16 protein-coding genes are annotated in these 20,855 nt (G+C 60.2%); 10 read left to right on the forward strand and 6 right to left on the reverse strand.

What is annotated here, in order from left to right; genetic code table 11:
* Positions 1 to 17 precede the first annotated feature (17 nt).
* From DWB67_RS07055 to DWB67_RS07070, 4 genes are all read left to right on the forward strand, one after another.
* Positions 18 to 1,343 (forward strand): sigma-54 dependent transcriptional regulator, encoded by a 1,326-nt coding sequence (locus DWB67_RS07055; RefSeq protein WP_119806812.1) that lies wholly within the window; start codon positions 18 to 20, stop codon positions 1,341 to 1,343.
* A 30-nt stretch (positions 1,344 to 1,373) separates the two neighbouring features.
* Positions 1,374 to 2,558 (forward strand): O-succinylhomoserine sulfhydrylase, encoded by a 1,185-nt coding sequence (gene metZ, locus DWB67_RS07060; protein ID WP_119806813.1) that lies wholly within the window; start codon positions 1,374 to 1,376, stop codon positions 2,556 to 2,558.
* A 99-nt stretch (positions 2,559 to 2,657) separates the two neighbouring features.
* Entirely contained in the window at positions 2,658 to 3,620 is a 963-nt protein-coding gene (gene folE2 / locus DWB67_RS07065; RefSeq protein WP_119806814.1) for a GTP cyclohydrolase FolE2, read from the forward strand.
* A gap of 116 nt (positions 3,621 to 3,736) precedes the next feature.
* Positions 3,737 to 6,103 (forward strand): ATP-dependent helicase, encoded by a 2,367-nt coding sequence (locus tag DWB67_RS07070; RefSeq protein WP_119806815.1) that lies wholly within the window; start codon positions 3,737 to 3,739, stop codon positions 6,101 to 6,103.
* Here DWB67_RS07070 and DWB67_RS07075 read toward each other — a convergent pair.
* Positions 6,100 to 6,888 (reverse strand): EcsC family protein, encoded by a 789-nt coding sequence (locus DWB67_RS07075; RefSeq protein WP_182911517.1) that lies wholly within the window; start codon positions 6,886 to 6,888, stop codon positions 6,100 to 6,102. The genes DWB67_RS07070 and DWB67_RS07075 overlap by 4 nt on opposite strands.
* A 142-nt stretch (positions 6,889 to 7,030) precedes the next feature.
* On the opposite strand from DWB67_RS07075, the gene DWB67_RS07080 reads away from it, so the two are divergent.
* Genes DWB67_RS07080 through DWB67_RS07095 form a run of 4 tightly spaced genes read left to right on the forward strand, consistent with a single transcriptional unit; the run spans position 7,031 to position 11,194 of the window.
* Positions 7,031 to 7,309 (forward strand): hypothetical protein, encoded by a 279-nt coding sequence (locus DWB67_RS07080; RefSeq protein ID WP_119806817.1) that lies wholly within the window; start codon positions 7,031 to 7,033, stop codon positions 7,307 to 7,309.
* Between the two features lie 13 nt (positions 7,310 to 7,322).
* On the forward strand, positions 7,323 to 7,907 hold the full coding sequence (locus tag DWB67_RS07085) for a DUF1523 family protein (RefSeq protein ID WP_119806818.1): 585 nt from the start codon (positions 7,323 to 7,325) through the stop codon (positions 7,905 to 7,907).
* Entirely contained in the window at positions 7,904 to 8,845 is a 942-nt protein-coding gene (gene deoC, locus DWB67_RS07090; RefSeq protein WP_182911518.1) for a deoxyribose-phosphate aldolase, read from the forward strand. The genes DWB67_RS07085 and deoC overlap by 4 nt, the downstream gene beginning before the upstream one ends.
* 9 nt (positions 8,846 to 8,854) lie before the next feature.
* Positions 8,855 to 11,194, forward strand: a complete 2,340-nt coding sequence (locus DWB67_RS07095) for an aldehyde dehydrogenase family protein (RefSeq protein WP_119806819.1) — start codon at positions 8,855 to 8,857, stop codon at positions 11,192 to 11,194.
* A 33-nt stretch (positions 11,195 to 11,227) separates the two neighbouring features.
* Here the strand turns inward: DWB67_RS07095 and DWB67_RS07100 are convergent, their stop codons facing one another.
* From DWB67_RS07100 to DWB67_RS07110, 3 genes are all read right to left on the reverse strand, one after another.
* Positions 11,228 to 12,199, reverse strand: a complete 972-nt coding sequence (locus DWB67_RS07100; protein ID WP_119806820.1) for an ABC transporter permease — start codon at positions 12,197 to 12,199, stop codon at positions 11,228 to 11,230.
* A complete protein-coding gene (locus tag DWB67_RS07105) occupies positions 12,192 to 13,199 on the reverse strand; it encodes an ABC transporter permease (protein ID WP_119806821.1) in 1,008 nt (335 codons plus the stop codon). Before DWB67_RS07105 ends, DWB67_RS07100 begins: the two co-directional genes overlap by 8 nt.
* Positions 13,200 to 13,315: 116 nt before the next feature.
* Positions 13,316 to 15,019, reverse strand: coding sequence for a peptide ABC transporter substrate-binding protein (locus DWB67_RS07110; protein ID WP_119806822.1), 1,704 nt, complete (start codon positions 15,017 to 15,019; stop codon positions 13,316 to 13,318).
* 258 nt (positions 15,020 to 15,277) lie between these two features.
* On the opposite strand from DWB67_RS07110, the gene DWB67_RS07115 reads away from it, so the two are divergent.
* Together DWB67_RS07115 and DWB67_RS07120 are read left to right on the forward strand one after the other, a co-directional pair.
* Positions 15,278 to 17,110, forward strand: coding sequence for an ABC transporter ATP-binding protein (locus DWB67_RS07115; RefSeq protein WP_119806823.1), 1,833 nt, complete (start codon positions 15,278 to 15,280; stop codon positions 17,108 to 17,110).
* 81 nt (positions 17,111 to 17,191) lie between these two features.
* On the forward strand, positions 17,192 to 18,358 hold the full coding sequence (locus DWB67_RS07120) for a M20 aminoacylase family protein (protein WP_119806824.1): 1,167 nt from the start codon (positions 17,192 to 17,194) through the stop codon (positions 18,356 to 18,358).
* A gap of 142 nt (positions 18,359 to 18,500) precedes the next feature.
* Here the strand turns inward: DWB67_RS07120 and DWB67_RS07125 are convergent, their stop codons facing one another.
* Together DWB67_RS07125 and DWB67_RS07130 are read right to left on the reverse strand one after the other, a co-directional pair.
* The gene (locus DWB67_RS07125; protein WP_119806825.1) at positions 18,501 to 19,580 is read right to left on the reverse strand and encodes a glycosyltransferase; all 1,080 of its coding nucleotides are present in this window, start codon (positions 19,578 to 19,580) and stop codon (positions 18,501 to 18,503) included.
* Positions 19,581 to 19,749: 169 nt separating this feature from the next.
* Positions 19,750 to 20,826, reverse strand: coding sequence for a BMP family ABC transporter substrate-binding protein (locus tag DWB67_RS07130; RefSeq protein WP_119806826.1), 1,077 nt, complete (start codon positions 20,824 to 20,826; stop codon positions 19,750 to 19,752).
* Positions 20,827 to 20,855: the final 29 nt, after the last annotated feature.

Genomic DNA, 20,855 nt, shown 5'->3' on the forward strand with positions numbered 1-20,855 from the left:
CACAAGAGGATTACAGAATGTCCCGTAAGTTAAAGATCGCGATTGTAGATGACGAACCCGATATGCGGGAATCGATCAGCCAATGGTTGGTCCTGTCGGGGTTCGAAACCGAAACCTTTGCCAGCGCCGAAGAGGCGTTGAAGGTCATCGGCGCCGATTGGCCCGGTGTGGTCGTCAGCGATATCCGCATGCCGGGTATGGACGGCATGGCGTTCCTGAAGCGCCTGATGGGGCTGGACAGCAACCTGCCGGTCATCATGATTACCGGCCACGGCGATGTGCCCATGGCGGTCGAGGCGATGCGCCTTGGCGCGATGGATTTCATGGAAAAGCCGTTCAATCCCGACCGGATGACCGCTCTGGCCAAAAAGGCCACGCAGATGCGCCGCATGACGCTGGACAACCGCGCCCTGCGCCGTGACCTGTCCGAAGGCCAGCAGGTGATGTCCAAGCTGATCGGCGCAAGCCCCGTGATGGAACGCTTGCGCGAGGATATTTTGGATCTGGGACAGGCCGACGGCCATGTGCTGATCGACGGCGAAACCGGCACCGGCAAGACGCTGGTCGCACATGCCTTGCATGCTGTTGGTCCGCGTGCGTCGAAAAAATTCGTGCCGGTGTCCTGCGCGGCCTTTAACGAAGAAGCGCTAAGCACGCGCCTGTTCGGCCCCATGGAAGACGGTCTGCCCGCGGTCGAGGAAGCCCGTGGCGGCACCCTGTGTCTGGAAGACGTCGAAGCGCTGTCCGAACCGCTGCAGGCCCGCCTGCTGGCCTTTATCAGCGAACAGGGCACCCCCGCCGAAACCCGCATCATCGCCATTTCCAACGCCCGCGGCGAAGGCCGCAAGGCCGAGGATTCGCTGCGCCCCGACCTGTTCTATCGCCTGTCTGCGCTGAAAATTACCCTGCCGCCGCTGCGTGCGCGGGGCGAGGATATTCTTGCGCTGTTCACCCGCATGACCGAACAGTTCAGCGAGGAATACGGCTGTGAACCGCCGCAGGTCAGCGCACAGGAAGCGGCCCAGCTGTTGCAGGCCCCGTGGCCCGGCAACATCCGCCAGCTGATCAATGTTGCCGAACGGGCGGTTTTGCAGAACCGTCGCGGGTCGGGGTCCATCGCATCGCTGCTGATGGCCGATGGTGATGACAATCAGGAAGCCACGACGACCGAAGGCAAGCCACTGAAGGAATATGTCGAAAGCTTTGAAAAAATGCTGATCGACAACACGATGCGCCGTCACAAAGGCAGCATCGCAAGCGTCATGGACGAGCTGTGCTTGCCCCGCCGCACGCTGAACGAAAAAATGGCAAAATACGGATTGCAGCGCGGCGATTACCTGTAACACCCGCAGCATCATGGAAAGGCACGACATATGACCGCCCCCTCTGACAAAGACCTCAGCCCTCGCACCCGTGCCGTCCATCACGGCACCAGACGCAGCCAGTACGGAGAGATGGCCGAGGCGATCTTTCTGACGCAGGGCTTTGTCTATGACAGCGCCGAACAGGCCGAAGGACGTTTTCAGGGCACCGGTCCCGACGAGTTCATCTATGCCCGCTATGGCAACCCGACCAGCCGCATGTTCGAGGACCGCATCGCATCGCTGGAAGGGACCGAGGATGCCTTTGCTACCGCCAGCGGGATGGCCGCCGTTAATGGTGCGCTGTTTGCCATGTGCAAGCCGGGTGATCATGTGGTCGCGGCGCGGGCGCTGTTCGGGTCCTGTCTGTATGTGCTGGACCTGCTGGCAAAATTCGGCGTCGATGTGACCTATGTCGACGGGACCGATCTGGACCAGTGGCGCGATGCGATCCGCCCCGACACCCATGCGGTGTTCTTCGAAAGCGTCTCGAACCCCACGCTTGAGGTGATCGACCTGAAAGCCGTCGCTGATATGGCCCATGCTGTTGGCGCGACCGTGGTTGTCGATAACGTCTTTGCCACGCCGGTCTTTTCGCAGGCGGCGGCATTGGGTGCCGATGTCATCGTCTATTCCGCGACCAAGCATATCGACGGCGGCGGTCGCGCCTTGGCGGGTGTTATCTGCGGCACGCGCCAGTTCGTGCGCGAAGTGGCCGAGCCCTATCTGAAACACACCGGTGGCGCGATCAGCCCGTTCCACGCGTGGATCATGCTGAACGGCTTGCAGACCATGGACCTGCGGGTGCGGGCGCAGGCCGATGCCGCGGCATCGATCGCCGCGGCGCTGCATGGTCATCCGGCGCTGTCCAAAGTCATCTATCCGGGCTTGAAGGATCACCCCCAGCACGAACTGGCCATGCGTCAGATCGGGTCGGGCGGCACGATGATCGCGCTAGAGCTGGCGGGTGGCAAGGATGCGGCATTTGCGTTGCTGAACAAGCTGCAGATCGTCAAGATCTCGAACAATCTGGGCGATGCCAAGTCGATTGCGGTCCATCCTGCGACGACAACCCACCAGCGTCTGTCGGATGTCGATAAGGCGCATCTGGGCATTACGCCCGGTCTGATCCGCCTGTCGGTGGGGCTGGAAGATGCGGGCGATCTGACCTGTGATCTGCTGGATGCATTGGCTTGAAACAGTTTCAGCGTCCCGATCGGTCAGGTCGGGACGCGGTTTCCATTAACATTTGGCGGTCGGTCGCTTATATGACCTTCGACTCTGCCGGAGGCCATCATGACCCAAGCCCGCCCTTTGACGCCCGCCTATCCCGCCCTGATCCGCAAATACGACGCGGATTTTCAAGTGGATGAGGCGTATAAAGCCGATCTGCCCGATCTGCAGAACGGTCCCGCCAGCCTGATCATCGGTGCGCGCGCCCCGATCCAGCATGTCGGCATTTCGAACTTCCGCCTGCCGATCCGTTACCAGACCCGCGACGGAGGAGAGATCGTGCTGGAAACCAGCGTGACCGGCACAGTCAGTCTGGAAGCCGACCGCAAGGGCATCAACATGAGCCGCATCATGCGGTCCTTCTATGGTCATTCCGAACATCTGTTCAGCCTGTCGGTTCTGGAAGCCGCGCTGGAGGATTACAAATCCCATCTGGATGCGCTGGATGCCCGCATCCAGATGCGTTTCAGCTATCCCATGCGGGTGGATTCGCTGCGATCCGGCCTGTCGGGCTGGCAGTATTACGACATCGCGCTTGAGGTGATCGAGCATCAGGGCCAGCGGTTGCGGGTGATGCATGTCGATTACGTCTATTCCTCGACCTGTCCCTGTTCGCTGGAGCTGTCCGAACATGCCCGTGAAACGCGCGGCCGTCTGGCAACGCCGCATTCACAGCGTTCCGTCGCGCGGATTTCCTTGGTGATGGAAGGGGCGGAAAAGATCTGGTTCGAGGATATGATCGACCTGTGCCGCCGTGCCGTGCCGACCGAAACACAAGTGATGGTCAAGCGCGAGGATGAACAGGCCTTCGCTGAACTGAACGCGGCCAATCCGATTTTTGTCGAAGACGCCGTTCGTGCCTTTGCTGGCCAGTTGATGGCCGACCCGCGTATTGGCGATTTCCGCGTCATTGCCAGCCATCAGGAATCGCTGCATTCGCATGATGCGGTCAGTTTGTTGACCAGTGGCTCGACCTTTGCACAGGAATCGCTGGACCCCACAACGTTTGCAGCGCTGAAGGTCTAAGGCCGGGGGCGCTTCGCCCCCCGGTCCCCCCGAGGATATTTACACACGACTGAAGGTGTGGAACGAAATAGGAACGTGGGCTTTCCATACGGGCTGTCTGCGCCTATGTTGAAAGTATGGATGTGATCGATGATTCCGAAGGTGATGCCCCCGTGCCGCTGTCGCAACGCGCGATGGCCGCACGCCCGATGCCCTATCTTGAAGGGCTGAATGCTGCACAACGTGCTGCGGTCGAAGCGCTGGACGGACCCGTCCTGATGCTGGCGGGGGCAGGGACGGGCAAAACCCGCGCCCTGACCACGCGGATCGCGCATCTGCTGATGCAGGGCAAGGCGCGGCCCGGACAGTTGCTGGCCGTCACCTTTACCAATAAGGCCGCGCGCGAGATGAAGGAACGCATCGCCAAACTGCTTGGCGAAACGGTCGAGGGAATGCCCTGGCTGGGCACTTTCCATTCGATCAGCGTCAAGATCTTGCGCCGCCATGCGGAATTGATCGGCCATGACGGTCTTCACCTGAAGCCTAGTTTTACGATTCTGGACACCGACGACCAGATCCGCTTGTTAAAGCAGCTGATCCGCGCCGAAAATATCGACGAAAAGCGCTGGCCGCCACGGCAATTGGCCCATCTGATCGATGGCTGGAAGAACCGCTGTATCACGCCCGCAACCCTGCCCAAGGGCGAGGAAGCGGCTTTCGATGGCAAGGGTGGTAAGCTTTATGCGGCTTATCAGGACCGGCTGCTGACGCTGAACGCGGTTGATTTCGGTGATCTGCTGATGCATTGCGTGACGCTGTTTCAGGCACATCCTGATGTCTTGCGGCAATGGCAGGACCGTTTCCGCTATGTGCTGGTGGACGAATATCAGGATACCAACGTCGCCCAATACATGTGGCTGCGGCTGCTGGCCCAATCGCATCACAACATCTGTTGCGTGGGTGATGACGACCAGTCGATCTATGGCTGGCGCGGGGCCGAGGTAGGCAACATCCTGCGGTTTGAAAAAGACTTTCCGGGCGCCGAGGTGATCCGGCTGGAACAGAATTACCGGTCCACTCCGCAGATTCTGGGGGCCGCATCAGGGTTGATTGCCGCCAACAGCGGTCGTTTGGGTAAAACGCTGTGGACCGATGCCGAGGCTGGCGAACCCGTGCGTCTGATCGGCCATTGGGACGGCGAGGCGGAAGCCCGTTGGATCGGAGAGGAGATCGAATCTTACCAGGGCGGCCATCGGGCGGCTCTGGGAAAGGTTTCCTTGGATGATATCGCGATTCTAGTTCGGGCATCCCATCAGATGCGCGCGTTCGAGGACCGCTTTATGACCATCGGGTTGCCCTATCGGGTGATCGGCGGACCGCGTTTCTATGAACGGCAGGAAATCCGCGACGCGATGGCCTATTTCCGGCTGGTCGTCAGTCCCGATGATGATCTGGCGTTCGAACGTGTGGTAAACACCCCCAAGCGTGGTCTTGGCGACAAGGCATTGCAGACCATCCAGCTGGCCGCCCGACAGAATGGCGTCAACCTGCTGGAGGGGGCGAAAATCGCGGTCGAGGAAAAGCACCTTGGCGGCAAGGGGTTGGCCAATCTGCGCGACTTTGTGGCGCTGATCGGACGGTCGCATATGGCCGTTCTGGACGGCGCCAACCATATTGAGCTGGCTGAACGAATTCTGGACGAATCCGACTATACTGCCATGTGGCAGAACGACAAATCGCCCGATTCCCCCGGTCGTCTGGAGAACCTGAAGGAACTGGTCAAGGCGCTGGAAGAATTCGAGAATCTTCAGGGTTTCCTTGAACATGTCGCCTTGGTCATGGACCGCGATGACGGCCAGCAGACCGAACAGGTCAGCATTATGACCCTGCATGGGGCCAAAGGTCTGGAATTTCCGGTCGTCTTTCTGCCGGGTTGGGAAGACGGGCTGTTCCCCAACCAGCGCGCCATGGATGAACAGGGCACCAAAGGCTTGGAGGAGGAGCGCCGTCTGGCCTATGTCGGCATCACCCGCGCCGAGCGTTTGGCCACGATCAGCTTTGCGGGCAATCGACGGATGTATGGTCAATGGCAAAGCGCACTGCCATCGCGTTTCATCGACGAACTGCCCGAACAGCATGTCGAGGTTCTGACTCCGCCGGGGCTTTACGGGGGGGGATATGGCGCGGCTATGGCATCGGCTGGCGGGGCGCAGATGCATGATCGTGCCGCCAATGCCGATGTCTATAATTCGCCGGGCTGGAAGCGGATGCAGGCAAAAGCGTCCGAACGGCGTGCCCCTGTCCATCGCACGCCCGTCATCATCGATGCAAAGCCTGCCAGCCGTTTCAGCGTGGGCGATAAAGTCACCCACGTCAAATTCGGCGAGGGTGAAGTGATGGGCGTTGCCGAAGACACTCTGACCATCCAGTTCCCGGCAGGCTTCAAGAACATCAAGGCAGCCTATGTGCAGGCCGCCGGTGATGTGGACGACGTGCCGTTCTAGGCGCTTTTGCTGCGGCGTCCCAGACGCGGCTTATGGCCTGCGCGTTCCAGCGCCTTGGCATAGGCCGCGTCGATATCGCTGTCGGGATGTTCCTGTTCCAGACGCAGCAGGCGGAAATGAATCTGCGCGACGTTTTCATAATATTCGACAAAGGCGTAATTGATCGCGGCACCGGTAGCGGCCCCAAGAACCGGCATTGTCTGCGCCCCCAGCTTGGTCGTCACACGCGCCGCAAATCCGCTGGCAAAGCGAGAGATAAGCGCTGATACGGTTTGCCCGTTGGTCAGCACGCGATTGGCCAGAAACGATTTGGCTGCCGCGTCGCCGTCATCACCCGGTTCGCCGTATTGGAAGACGGCCAGACATTCCAGCCTGACCCTTGGATCGGATGTGTCGAACCCGTGCTGGCGCGCGACCTTCTGGATGCTGTTGAAAATCACCGTGGTCGAGGCGACCAGATCGGGCACCAGTCCTGCAAAACCGAACCAGCCGCCGGTGGCGCCTGACACCACCGCGGCCGCGCGATTGGCCATCAGGGGGGCTGCCCGCACCAGCCCGATCTGGTCGGTTTTGCCTGACAGGTCATAAAGCTGCTGGAACGCGCTTTCCAGAACCGTTTCCAGCGCGACAGGCGACATGCCCAGCACGGTGGTGGCCGCGCTGTCCGTCAGGCGGCCTATGGCTTCGACCCCGCGCATCAGAAAACTGCGACCGCGCAGATGGCGGGCGGCCAGCAGGTCAAGTTCATGATCCAGATTGCGTTCTACGGGGACGGGCAGGGCCATTCGTATCATTCCTTATCGCCGTGATCTTGTACTGGTAACGCATGCCGCGCAGTCGCGGTTGCCTGACGTGACGCGACATCTGGCACCCGCTGCCATGGGCGTGCTAGCTTCTGCCCAAGAAAGAAGGGAAGGCGGGGGTGATGTGGCGCTGATCAGGCTATGGCTGTTCATGATTGCGGTCCAGTTGTTGTTTTACGTGCTGTTGCGGGTCTATGTCCGGTCACAGCAGATCGAGCGGCTGGAGAACCGTTGGGATGCCCGTCATCCCGATCGGGCAGGGGACAGCGTGGCCCGCCGCGCCTTTATCGACAAGGCGATGGTCGGTTTTGAAAAAAGCCTGAAATCGCGTCTGACCCTGCTGGTCTTTGTTTTGCCGACGCTGGCCGTTCTGGGCATCGTCTATCTGGTCAACTGGCACTAGGAGCTGCTGTCTTATGTATTACGTCCGCGTCGCGATCGGCGTCCTGTTCGGCATCTTTGCCTTTGCCCTGCTGGATTATACCCTGCCGTCGAAAAACACGGTCCGGATCAGCAACACCTATAACCGGCTGTCCTCGATCTCGCCTGCGACCAGCATCTTCTGGGCGTCCGACAGCACGGGCACGGTGGAAAATTCGTCCGGCCAGCGCGATGTGCGCTTTATCGACACCGTTCGCCCCGGCGGTAAGGTCTTTGTTTACCGCAACGAGGATACCGGCTGGGTCTGGCCGCCCTATTTCAAATACGACAGCTCGAACCTGCATGCCGAGGCGACGAACTTGAAATCACCCACCGCAGACCCGATCTGGGTCAGCATCACCGCCTATGGCTGGCGGATGCCGTGGCTGTCGACCTATCCCAACGCCATCTCTATCAACACTGTCGCAGGTCCGGATGAACGGCCGCTGAACTGGCCCGCATTGGTGATCTGCACCGTGCTGCTGGTCCTGCTGGCGTTGTTCTGGCGGATGTGGGCACAATTCCAGCAACGCGGACTGGCCCCCTTGCGCGGCTGGCTGACACGAAAGGGCAAATCATGACCCAGAACCTCGGCACCGATCTGCAAACCGAATGGTTTGCGGATCTGCGGATCAACACCCCTGCAGTCGAACGTCGGGCAGCGACCCTGCCGGCGCGCCGCAGTCTGAAGAAAGACCATCAGGCGGCATGGCTGCTGAATGCTGTGCGCTGCATCGACCTGACCACGCTGGCGGGTGACGATACGCCCGACCGCGTGGCACGTTTGTGTGCCAAGGCACGCCAGCCTATTGCGCCAGAACTGCTGGAGGCGATGGGCGTCAGCGGCCTGACCACGGGTGCGGTCTGCGTTTACCCGACAATGGTCGGCCCCGCCAAACGCGCGCTTGGCAATTCCGGCATTCCGGTGGCCAGCGTCGCGACGGGCTTTCCCGCCGGTCTGATGCCGCTGGACATGCGTCTGGCCGAAATCCGTTACGCGCTGGACGAAGGCGCGGATGAAATCGACATCGTCATCACCCGCGCCCATGTTCTGCAGGGCAACTGGACCGCGCTTTACGACGAATTGCGCGCCATGCGCGAGGCATGCGGCACGGCCCGCATGAAGGCCATTCTGGCCACCGGCGATCTGAAGTCGCTGGAAAACGTCGCGCGTGCCAGCCATGTCGCAATGCAGGCAGGGGCCGACTGGATCAAAACCTCGACAGGGAAAGAGGCTGTGAACGCCACGCTTCCGGTCAGTCTGGTCATGTGCCGGACCATTCGTGATTATGTTGCACGGACAGGGTATAAGGTCGGCTTCAAACCGGCGGGTGGTTTGCGCACCGGCAAGGATGCGATCAGCTGGCAGGTGCTGATGGCCGAGGAACTGGGACGCGAATGGCTGACGCCCGATCTGTTCCGGATCGGCGCCAGCAGCCTTCTGGGCGATATCGAACGACAAATCAGTCATCACGTGACGGGTCGCTATGCGGCGTCCCATCGTCTGGCACTTGCGTAAGGAAACGGGATGAGCCTTGTGAACGATCTTATGAATTCGATGGAATACGGCCCCTCGTCCGAGGATGCGACCGCCGCCCGCGACTGGATGGCCCGTCGCGGCACCTTCGGCCATTACATCAACGGCAGTTTCACGACGCCGGGGCAGGTGTTTGACACCCGCGATCCCTCAACCGGTGATGTGCTGGCGCGCGTCACTCAAGGCAGTGCCGATGATGTCGCCGCCGCCGTCAAAGCTGCGCGCAAGGCGCAGAAATCATGGGGCAATCTGACGGGGACCGAACGCGCGCGATACCTCTATGCCATCGCCCGTCATGTGCAGAAACGCGAACGATTTCTCTCTGTGCTGGAAACGCTGGACAACGGTAAACCCATCCGCGAGGCGCGCGACGGGGATATCCCTCTGGTCGCGCGGCATTTCTATCACCATGCAGGCTGGGCCGAACTGCGCGACACGCAGTTCCCCGACCATGCGCCTTTGGGCGTCTGCGGGCAGATCATCCCGTGGAACTTCCCGCTGCTGATGCTGGCATGGAAGGTCGCGCCTGCGCTGGCCGCTGGCAATACGGTGGTGCTGAAGCCCGCCGAATACACCCCCCTGACCGCGTTGGCCTTTGCCGAGATTTGCCAAGAGGTCGGTCTGCCCGCAGGTGTCGTCAATATCGTCACCGGTGATGGCGATACCGGCGCGGCGCTTGTCGCAGCCGAGGTTGATAAAATTGCCTTTACCGGATCGACCGAGGTTGGTCGTGGTATTGCCAAGGCACTGGCCGGAACAGGGCGCAAGCTGACGCTGGAACTGGGCGGCAAGTCGCCCTTTATCGTTATGGATGACGCTGATCTGGACGCCGCTGTCGAAGGCGTTGTTGACAGCATCTGGTTCAATCAGGGGCAGGTCTGCTGTGCCGGTTCGCGTATTCTGGTCGCCGAATCCGTGGCGGAACGGTTCGAAGCCCTGCTGTACGCCCGCATGACCCGCCTGCGTGTCGGCGCGCCCTTGGATAAATCCACTGATGTCGGTGCCATTGTTGACCCGATCCAAAAAGACCGCATCCTGTCGATCTGCAAGGCGGCGACCGATGCCGGTGCCGATCTGGTTGGCGGGCAGGCGCAGGACGGCTGCTTTATCACGCCCGGTTATCTGAAAAACATCGCCCCCGCCAATCCCGGTATGCAGCAGGAAATCTTTGGCCCCATCGCTACCCTGTCCACCTTCCGCACCGCGGATGAGGCGGTCGAGCTGGCCAATAATACCCGCTTTGGTCTGGCAGGGTCGGTCTGGTCCGAAAGTGCGACGGTCGCCACCGATATGGCATCGCGCATCAAGGCAGGGGTCATCTGGATCAACTGCGCGAATATGTTCGACGCGGCGGCCCCCTTTGGCGGCTATCGCGAAAGCGGCTATGGCCGTGAAGGTGGCCACGCAGGCATGCTGGACTATCTGGCAGCGCCCGAACCCAAGAACGGCGGCGAAGGTGGCAAGCTGAAGCCGCTGGTGGTGGCAACCGAGGCCACGGCGGCCAAGCCCGATGGCATTGACCGCACCGCCAAGATGTATATCGGCGGCGCGCAAAAGCGGCCTGATGGCGGATCATCCTATAGCGTGCCGGGCGGGCTTGCCCCCCTTGGCAGCCGCAAGGATATCCGCAACGCGGTCGAGGCAGCGTCGAAGGCCTCGAAGTGGGCCGGCATGGGCGGACATGCCCGCGCGCAGGTGCTGTATTTCCTTGCCGAAAACCTTTCCGCCCGTGCCGATGAATTCGCCGCACGGACCAACCGGCGTGAGGTGGATGCAGCCATCGCCCGCACCTTCCATTATGCCGCTTGGGCCGATAAGTTCGATGGCCGCAATGTCCAGACCAAGCCCGGTCATCTGGTCAATGTGATCCCCGAACCTTTCGGCATCATCGGCATTGCCTGTGCGAACCGGAATCCATTGGTCGGTTTCCTGTCGCTGGTTCTGCCCGCAATTGCGATGGGCAACAGCGTCGTGGCGATTCCGGCGCAAAACGACCCACTGGCGGTGACGGATCTGTATCAGGTGCTGGATACCTCGGACGTGCCGGCGGGGGTGGTGAATATCGTCACCGGACCGCGCGACGAACTGGCCACGCATCTGGCGCTGCATGACGAGGTGTCTGCCATGTGGTATTGCGGAACGTCCGAAGGTCATGCGGCTGTTGATCAGGCGGCCAGCGGTAATCTGAAGCCTGTCTGGGCAGTGCCGCATCGCGACTGGACCGGAAATGATGCACAGGGCGAGGTGTTCTTGCATCGGGCGACGCGGTTGAAAACCGTCTGGCTGCCTTATGGTGCATTGCCTGCGGGCACGGGCAGCGCAGCCTATTGATGAAAAAGGGGGGCCACGCGGCCCCCCTTTGCATTAACGGCCCCGAATGCGCGGATCCATCGCATCGCGTAATCCGTCGCCGATATAGTTGACGCAAAGCACCGTCAGCGAGATCAGCACGCCGGGAAAGATTACCCGCGCGGGATATAGAACCATCTGGTCCACGGCGTCATATAGCAGACGCCCCCATGTCGGGAAGTCGGGCGGAAAGCCCAATCCCAGAAAGCTGAGCGCCGATTCCGTGATGATTGCGGTCGCAATCCCCAATGTGGCCGCGACCATAATCGGCGACAGCACGTTCGGCAGGATGTGCCGCGTGATCATCTTGTGTGACGGCGTGCCGATAGAGCGTGCGGCCAGAATGAATTCACGTTCCTTCAAACCCAAGACCTCACCCCGGACAATGCGGGCGGCCTGCATCCAACTGGTCGCGCCAATGGCCGATACGATCAGCAGGAAGATCCCGAAGGCTGAACCGAAAGTCTGGGACAAAGGCTCGCGGAACAGCGTCACCATCAGCAACAGCAGGGGCAGCAACGGCAGCGCCAGGAACAGCTCGGTCACGCGCATCAGGGGACCGTCGAGGCGGCGGAAATATCCCGCGACAACGCCGATCAGACTGCCGATGACGATTGCGATGCCCATAGCGGTCAGGCCCACCGCGATCGAGACTTGCCCCCCTGCCATCAAGCGCGCCAGCAGGTCGCGCCCCAACTGGTCGGTGCCAAAGGGGTGCGCTAGCGAAAAGCCCTGATTGCGGGCACGGATGTCTACAAAGGTCGGATCGATCCGCCACAAAAGCGGCCCGATGGACACGAACAGGATGATGCCGACCAACAGCACCAGCGCCACCATCGCACCCCGGTGGCTGCGGAACTGTCGCCAGACATCCGCCCATTGGCTGCGGTTCTTGGTGGGTGGCACAACAGGCGGACCTGATGCGGCGGGGGTTGCGGCATTGCCAGCGGCGGCGGTCAATATGGTGTCTTTGGTCGTATCAGTCATAGCGGATCCTTGGGTCCAGCACCCCGTAAAGGATGTCTGCGATCAGGGTGAAGACGACGATCAGGATCGCGAAGATAAAGGTCAGCGTCAGAACCATGGGGATGTCATTGCCGTGGATGGCGGTGATCAGCAGCTGTCCAAGGCCGTTCACCTTGAAGACCTGTTCGGTGATGATCGCACCGCCAAAGACGGCCGGCAGACCAAGCGCAATGACGGTCACAACGGGGATCAGACTGTTGCGCAGCACATGCTTCAGCACGACGACCTTTTCCGACAGCCCCTTGGCGCGGGCGGTGCGCACGTAATCCTGCCCCAGATTGTCCAGCATGGATGAACGCATGAAGCGGCTGATCTGCGCCGCATTATACAGCGCCAGCACGGTAACAGGCATGATCATCTGGCGCATTTGTGCCAGAAAGCTGTCGAAGTCGCGGACAACCAGCGTCGTGTCATAAACCGAGGGGAACCATTGCAGGTTCACACCGAAGATGATGATCAGCACCACACCGGTAAAGAAGGTCGGCATCGAAAAGCCGATCATCGACACGAATGTGCCAATCTGGTCGAACCAGCTGTATTGCTTGTAAGCCGACAGGATGCCGATTGGGATCGCGATCAGGATGCCCACGACATAGGACATGCCGACCACGGTCAGCGTTTGTGGCACGCGCTGTGCGATCACGTCAAAGACGGGGCTGCGCGACTGGAAGCTGATGATGCGCTGCATATCTGCGGCAAAGCCTGTGCCGAAAATCTGGTCGAACCAGTGCAGCGGCTCGACCCAGAAGAACTGTTTCAGCCACAGGACATAGCGGATGGGCCAAGGCTCGCCCAACCCCAATGCAGCGCGCATCCGTTCGCGGACTTCGGGCGGGACGGTCAGGGGAACGTCGCCAAGCGGGTCGCCGGGGGATGCTTCCAGCAGCAGGAAGATCACCAGCGAAATGAAAAGCAATGTTGGTATCGCCAGCAATAGCCGGCGTATGGTGAAACTTAGCATGGTGCCTCGATCCAGGTGTTGCGGGCATGGTCCTTCCCCCCTGTCACGGGGTCGCACATCACATGCGACCCCGTGAGAGAGGGGAGGCCGCCCCCTTGCAGGGGCGGCGGCAGGTCTTATTCGGCAGCGCGGCTCCAGTCAGCGACGTTCCAGATTTCGCTGTCCCATGCGTTCAGCTGGACACCTTGCAGCGAATTGGCATGCGCCGAGGCGGTACCGCGATAGACCAGCGGGATGATGGCATTGCTGTCTTTGGTCAGCATGTCGTTCATCGTGCGGCCCATTTCAGCGCGTTCGCCCGCGTCAAGGATGCCTTCCAGTTCGGACACCATGCGGTCGTATTCGGGATCACAGAAGCGGCTGATGCCTTCACCCTGCCACTGGTTCGCGGGCGACGGGGCGTTGGCGCAGGTATGCTTGCCCAGGTAGGGGGCCGGATTGTTGCCATCAAAGTTATCGGCATACATCTGCACATCGGCATAGAACTTCTGCAGCGTGTCGGGCGACCCTGCGTCCGATCCGAAGAAGACCGAGGCATCGACGGTCTTCAGTTCGGTTTCGACGCCGATTTCCGACCACCACTGTTTGATCAGCGCCTGAAAGTCCTGACGCACGGCATTGACCGAGGTCTGGAACAGCATGCTGAGGCGCACGCCGTCTTTTTCACGCACACCGTCGCCGCCCTTGACCCAGCCCGCTTCGTCCAGCATGGCGTTGGCACCTTCGATGTCCTGTGTCAGGCATTCGGTGTTTTCGGATGCCCATGCCTCGGGGGCGGGAACATAGTTGCAGGTCGGCTGACCCGCGCTGCCATATCCGATTTCAACCAGCAATTCGCGGTCGATGGCCATGGACAGTGCCTTGCGGACCGCCGGGTCCGACAGGAAAGGATGCGGATGCGCCGCGGTCGAGCGTTCGTCCGCAGGCAGGCTGGATGAAGGGTCGGTCAGGTTGACGTGGATGCGTTCGACAAGGCTGCCGAAGGCGGCGGTGACTTTGCCACGGCCTGCGGCTTCCATCCCGGCAATGACATCGGGGGCCAGCTGGGTGTTCCATGCGTAATCGAATTCGCCGGTTTCCAGAACCGAACGCGCCGCACCGGCCGCATCTCCGCCGCCTTTGACCAGAACGGTCGCAAAGGCGGGTTTGGCGGGGTCGCGATATTCGGGGTTCGCTTCCAGCGTGATGGTGTCATTGGTCAGGAATTGCGTCACGCGGAACGGACCGGTGCCGACGGGATTGAAATTCTGTTCCGTGCAGGTCGGGGCATTCGCGCCCGTGCAATCGGCGAATTGCGCCTTTTGCAGGATCGGTGACTGCGATCCGACAAAGGCCGAAAAGGGATCAGGCCGCGCCGAGGCAAAGCTGATCTTGACCGTTTGCGGGTCGATCGCCTCGATGCTGGTGATGCCTTCGAATTTGGCCAGCTGCGAACAGCCGCCATCAGGGTCCATGCAGTAATCTGCGGTAAAGACGACATCATCGGCGGTAAACGGCGTGCCGTCGGACCATTTGATATCATCGCGCAATTTCCACGTCACGGACATCATGTCTTCGGCCAGTCCGCCATTTTCCAGTGTCGGCAATTCGGCGGCCAGACGGGGGTACATGGTCCCTTCGGCGTCATAGCCTGCCAGCGGTTCCAGCGTCAGGCTGCTGGCGATGACTTCCTTGGTGCCGCCCGACAGATAGGGGTGCATCGTGGTGGGGGCCTGCCACATGATCAGGCCAAGCTGACCGTCGCTGCCGCGTTCGGCGAATGCGGCGGGTGCCATCGTCAGCGACGCGACGGCGCCCATCAGAACGGTTCTAAGTTTCATCATCTTCTCCTGTTGGATGTAGGACCCGCGGGGCCTTCCATGCCATTTGCGACCATTCGAGGGTCGCGTTTCTTTCATCGGTTTCCGGTTTGACCGGCGGTTTGTGGCATATGTCTGTCCCTGCGGAATACCGGCATCATCAAGCAAAGCCTAATTGGAAAGCAAGTCCCATCGCACATCCCGCATCTGTCTGTTTACGCTTTGACTTTTTCAGGGCAGCGACTAGCCTGCCACCTTGGATCTTTCCGGAGGACTGTGATGCTTGACGAAAAACCGCTTGTTTCAATCGAAAAACTTCGGGTCGAATTTGAAACCAATGACGGGGTGGTCGTCGGCGTCAAGGATGTCAGTTTCGATATCAAGCCGGGTGAATGTGTCTGTGTCGTGGGCGAATCCGGATCGGGGAAATCAGTCAGCTCTTTGTCGCTGATGCGGCTGGTGGAATTCGGCGGCGGCAGCATCGCGGGCGGCCAGCTGATGTTCGAAAAGGATGACGGGCAGGTGGTTGATCTGGTCAACCAGACAGGCCCCGCCATGCGCGATATCCGCGGCAACCAGATCGGCATGATCTTTCAGGAACCTATGACGGCGCTGAACCCGGTCTTCACCGTCGGTGACCAGCTGGCCGAGGGACTGATGGCCCATCGCGGCATGACCAAGGCGCAGGCCCGCGCCCGCGCCTTGGAGATTCTGCGTCAGGTCCGCATGCCCGAACCCGAACGCCGTCTGGACCAGTATCCGCATGAACTTTCTGGTGGGATGCGACAGCGAATCGTTATTGCCATCGCGATGGCCTGTGAACCGCGTCTGCTGATCTGCGACGAACCCACCACCGCGCTGGATGTGACGATTCAGGCCGAAATTCTGGCTTTGATCGACCGTTTGAAGCGGGAAAAACAAATTGCCGTTCTTTTTATCACACATGACATGGCCGTGGTCGCACAAATGGCAGATCGCGTCGTGGTCATGTATCGCGGTGACAAGGTCGAGGAAGGGCCGGTCGAACAGATCTTTGAAAATCCGCAGATGGATTACACCAAGATGCTGTTGGCCGCCGTCCCGCGTCTGGGCGAAATGCGGGGCAAGCCCGCCCCCGAACGCCTGCGTCTGATGGGGGATGGTACACATGGTGTCCCAGAACCGATCATTGTGGCCGACCCCAAGCCGCTGTTGACGGTCAAGAACCTGACCACGCGTTTTGCGGTCAAGGGCGGCGTGTTGCGCCGGACCGTGGCGAATGTCCATGCAGTCGAAGATGTCAGTTTTACCATCAACGCGGGGGAAACCCTGTCCTTGGTCGGGGAATCGGGTTGCGGAAAATCCACCTGTGGCCGGTCGATCCTGCGGTTGGTCGAACCGGAATCGGGACAGGTCGATCTGGGCGGGACGGATGTGCTGGCGTTGTCGCAATCGGCGCTGCGCAAGGCGCGCCGCGATATGCAGATGATCTTTCAGGACCCCTTCGCCAGCCTTGATCCGCATATGAAGCTGTATGACCAAGTGGCCGAGCCGATGCAGAACTATGGCATCGGGACCCGCAGCGAACGCGAGGATCGCATCGCCGCTCTGTTTGACCGGGTCGAACTGCCGCGCAGCTATATGCGCCGCTATCCCCACGAGATGTCGGGCGGGCAGCGCCAGCGTATTGCCATTGCCCGCGCCTTGGCCCTGAACCCCAAGCTGATCATCGCAGATGAAGCTGTCTCGGCGCTGGATGTCTCGGTTCAGGCGCAGGTGCTGAACCTGTTGATGGAATTGCAGCAGGATATGGGCATCTCGATGCTGTTCATCAGCCACGACATGGCCGTTGTGGAACGTGTCAGCCACCATGTCGGCGTGATGTATCTGGGCCGGATCGTGGAAATGGGCACCCGCGCGCAGGTGTTCGAAAACCCCCAGCACAGCTATACCCGCCAGTTGATGTCGGCGGTGCCGGTGGCCGATCCGCGCCAGAAGAAAATATCCGAGGATCTGAATTTCACCCCGATCCCGTCCCCCATCCATCCGGTGGATTACACGGCCAAACCCTCGACCTATCGGCAGGTCGCGCCGGGGCACCGTGTGCTGATCGACCCTGTGACCCACAGCTAAGCGAAACCGATCCGGATTCTTATACATCAGATACTTGCAGATCGTGCAAGAACGCGCCAACCTGCGCGAAAGGAGACTGTTATGCCCGTCAAGAACCGCTTTGCCGAACTGCTGCCTGAAATTACCGCATGGCGTCGTGATTTCCACGAAAACCCCGAATTGCTCTACGAGGTGCATCGCACCGCCGGCAAGGTCGCCGATCTTTTGCGTGAATTCGGCTGTGACGAGGTGACCGAAGGCATCGGCCGCACCGGTGTCGTGGGCGTGATCAAGGGCCGCACCGACAGCAAGGGCCGCGTGGTGGGTCTGCGCGCCGATATGGACGCATTGCCGATCACCGAACAGACGGGCGTGGAATATGCCTCTAAAACGCCGGGAAAGATGCATGCCTGCGGTCATGACGGCCATACTGCCATGCTGTTGGGGGCGGCGAAATATCTGGCCGAAACGCGTAATTTCGACGGCACTGCCATCGTGATTTTCCAGCCCGCTGAAGAAGGTGGTGCAGGGGCCGAGGCGATGATTCAGGACGGTCTGGTTGATCGTTGGAAGATCGACGAATTCTACGGCATGCACAATATGCCGGGCATGCCGGTGGGCCAGTTCTCGATCCGGCCGGGCGCGATGATGGCGGCTGCGGACCAGTTCGAAATCACCGTGACGGGCAAGGGTGGCCACGCTGCCAAGCCGAACGAATGCATCGATACCACGCTGACGGCGGCGCATATCATCGTCGCATTGCAGTCGATCGTGGCTCGGAACGTCGATCCGCTGAAAAACGCTGTTATTTCGGTCTGTGTCGTGTCCACGGATTCGACCGCCCATAACGTCATCCCGCAAGTGGTGATGCTGAAAGGCACAGCCCGCAGTCTGGCCCCCGAGGTACGCGACCAGCTGGAAGACAGCATCAAACGCGTCGCCACCAATATGGCATCCGCCATGGGCGCCACGGCCGAGGTGAACTATGACCGTGGCTATCCGGTCACCATGAACGACGATCAGGCCACTGACTGGGCCGCCGATATTGCCCGCCAGATCAGCGGTGATGTGGATATGGACATGCAGCCGATGATGGGCGGCGAGGATTTCAGCTATATGCTGAACGAACGCCCCGGTGCCTATATCTGGGTCGGCAATGGCGACACGGCGATGGTCCACCACCCTGCCTATAACTTCAACGACGAAGCCATCCCCGCAGGGTCCAGCTGGTACGCCGGAATGATCGAGGCACGGATGCCGGCTGCCTGAAGGCGCCATCAACCGATATGAACAGGCGCGGGTCCAATGATCCGCGCCTGTTTACATTGATACATCATCAAAACGCCTGCAAACCTTGCCGATTGATATCCTTTGGCAAAGGCGTTTGCGGCGTGCTGTTGCAGCCTTGTCGTCAGCTTGTCGACGGCAGAACCTTGGCGGCATATTCCTCGGCCAAGGGGGCGATGCGTTGGAAAACCGGTGTGCGGGCGCAGACATCCCACCATTGTCGATAGTATGCCAGATCATCGGCCTTGATGGTTTGATGCGGATTGAGGCGCAGTGCCTTCAGCTTGTTGGTGTCCAGATACGACAGGATTTGCCGTTCCTGTTCCGCATTCAGCCGCAGATGGAAGGGTTTGGGAATCCTGCCCGCAAAATGCACCACCGCAGGTTTGATGCCTTTGCGTCCATCATGGAAACGGAAGTTATAGCGGTCATGGGCCTGCACATAATCGCTGCCATGGTTCAAGGAAAACAGGCCCTGATCACCGAAGACAGTCAGCCCCAATTCGTTGTGGGCATATGTGGCGGTCTTGATGTAATTCTGGACCGTGACCCCGTTTTTGCGGAATTTATCCAGATTAAGGACAATCGCCCCGCTGTTTATGATCCCTTTGGAAATGCGTTCGATCCGCGTATCCGTCATCCGACGCGTGACCGGACCTGCGATGATCGGCGGTGTGGACGGCGCTTCCCGACAGGCGGCGATGCTTTTGCCCAGAAGCGGTTGCATCAAAAAGGGATAAAGATCATCGGTGACGATGATATCCAGCGGATCCAGATACAGGATGCGGCTTATGTCGGTCGGCAGATACAGATGCGCGACAAACCACAGGAAACGCGCGCCGAACGGTCTGTTGCCCAATTTGCTAAGAAGGGCGAATTCATTGCGTTCCTGCACATGCACCGGATGCAGCGTGACATTGGGCAGCGTATCGCAAAATGCCTGTATTTGGGTCAGTTGTTGCGGCGCGGCATTCAGATAGAACAGCCAGAACCGGATATTGTCGTCAGGATGCGTCTCGGCCAGTGACAGCAACATCACCTGCAAGACATCCAGATCCTTCCCCCCGATCGAGGTCATGATATCCAGTTGCGCCATCCCGCGCGCGCCACCGAACCGTCGCTGCTGGTATACCTCTGATGTCAGGGTCCAGCAGCCGGGCAGGTTGCGATAGACCTGCTTTGCAAGCTGTCGAAATTCGAACATGAAAACCTGTTATTGCCAGCACATTGCCGGACATAATCCGATACGGTGAATTTGTTCCGAAGATGCGCAACCTTTGCACAAAGAACAAGCTGGCCTTGTGACGGGTGTCGATATGAAAAATGCGCCAGACCGCTAAGGGGTCCGGCGCATTCCGCTTGGGCAAGGTCGATTACTGCGGGATCTGCGCGGTAATGCCTTCGACGAAGAAGTTCATGCTTTGCAGGTCGCTGTCGGGGGCGGTTTCACCCTCGGCCAGCCATTCTGCGCCATCGGCCTTGTTGAGCGGGCCGGTGAAGGGGTGGTATTCACCCGCGCCGATGGCATCGCGCAGGGCCTCTGCCTCGGCTTTGACTTCGGCGGGGACGGCGTCGGTGATGTCGCCGATAACGACTTCGCCTTCACCGATACCGGCCCAGCTGGCGCCGCTTTCCCATGTGCCGTCCAGAACCTGACCGACGCGTTTGATGTAATAGGGCGACCATTCGTCGATGATCGACGAGACGCGCGGGTTCGGGGAAAATGCCGCCATGTCGCTGGCCTGACCGAAACCGATGGCACCGGCTTCTTGTGCCTTGGCAAGGGGGGCCGTGGAATCGGTGTGCTGCAAGATCACGTCAACGCCTTCGGCCAACAGCGCGGATGCGGCGTCAGCCTCTTTGGCGGGATCGAACCAGCTATAGGCCCAGACGACCTTCATCTCGACCTCGGGGTTGACCTTGCGGGCGTGGATAAAGCTGGAGTTGATGCCCTGAATGACTTCGGGGATGGGGAATGACCCGATATAGCCGATCTTGTTCGACTTGGTCATCCGGCCTGCGATGGTGCCCATCACGGCGCGACCTTCGTAAAAACGCGCGTCATAGGTGGCGACGTTTTCGGCCTGCTTATAACCCGTGGCATGTTCGAATTTCACATCGGGGAATTTCGCAGCCACGTTCATCACGGGGTCCATGAAACCAAAGCTGGTCGCAAAGATCAGCTTGTTGCCCGCCAGTGCCAGCTGTGTCAACGCGCGTTCTGCGTCGGCACCCTCGGGCACGCTTTCGATGAAGGTTGTTTCGACGCGGTCGCCATATTCGGCCTCGACTGCCAGACGCGCTTGGTCATGCTGGAAGGTCCAGCCGCCATCACCCACGGGGCCGACATAGATAAAGCCGATTTTCAGTGGTTCGTCCTGCGCCATTGCGGGGACGGCCATGGCCATCAGAATGGCGGATGCCGAGGCCAGAAGTGTTCTGCGAAGCATGTGATGTTTCCTCTGTTGGAAGGGGCTAT

Source organism: Paracoccus sp. JM45, from assembly GCF_003590715.1.
Lineage (GTDB): Bacteria > Pseudomonadota > Alphaproteobacteria > Rhodobacterales > Rhodobacteraceae > Paracoccus.

Coding starts and splice junctions, on each gene's coding strand:
- DWB67_RS07100 (WP_119806820.1), bottom strand. CDS start 12,199: ATGACTGATACGACCAAAGACACCATATTGACCGCCGCCGCTGGCAAT.
- DWB67_RS07115 (WP_119806823.1), top strand. CDS start 15,278: ATGCTTGACGAAAAACCGCTTGTTTCAATCGAAAAACTTCGGGTCGAA.
- folE2 (WP_119806814.1), top strand. CDS start 2,658: ATGACCCAAGCCCGCCCTTTGACGCCCGCCTATCCCGCCCTGATCCGC.
- DWB67_RS07055 (WP_119806812.1), top strand. CDS start 18: ATGTCCCGTAAGTTAAAGATCGCGATTGTAGATGACGAACCCGATATG.
- DWB67_RS07120 (WP_119806824.1), top strand. CDS start 17,192: ATGCCCGTCAAGAACCGCTTTGCCGAACTGCTGCCTGAAATTACCGCA.
- DWB67_RS07085 (WP_119806818.1), top strand. CDS start 7,323: ATGTATTACGTCCGCGTCGCGATCGGCGTCCTGTTCGGCATCTTTGCC.
- DWB67_RS07070 (WP_119806815.1), top strand. CDS start 3,737: ATGGATGTGATCGATGATTCCGAAGGTGATGCCCCCGTGCCGCTGTCG.
- DWB67_RS07105 (WP_119806821.1), bottom strand. CDS start 13,199: ATGCTAAGTTTCACCATACGCCGGCTATTGCTGGCGATACCAACATTG.
- DWB67_RS07075 (WP_182911517.1), bottom strand. CDS start 6,888: ATGGCCCTGCCCGTCCCCGTAGAACGCAATCTGGATCATGAACTTGAC.
- metZ (WP_119806813.1), top strand. CDS start 1,374: ATGACCGCCCCCTCTGACAAAGACCTCAGCCCTCGCACCCGTGCCGTC.
- deoC (WP_182911518.1), top strand. CDS start 7,904: ATGACCCAGAACCTCGGCACCGATCTGCAAACCGAATGGTTTGCGGAT.
- DWB67_RS07130 (WP_119806826.1), bottom strand. CDS start 20,826: ATGCTTCGCAGAACACTTCTGGCCTCGGCATCCGCCATTCTGATGGCC.
- DWB67_RS07095 (WP_119806819.1), top strand. CDS start 8,855: ATGAGCCTTGTGAACGATCTTATGAATTCGATGGAATACGGCCCCTCG.
- DWB67_RS07110 (WP_119806822.1), bottom strand. CDS start 15,019: ATGAAACTTAGAACCGTTCTGATGGGCGCCGTCGCGTCGCTGACGATG.
- DWB67_RS07125 (WP_119806825.1), bottom strand. CDS start 19,580: ATGTTCGAATTTCGACAGCTTGCAAAGCAGGTCTATCGCAACCTGCCC.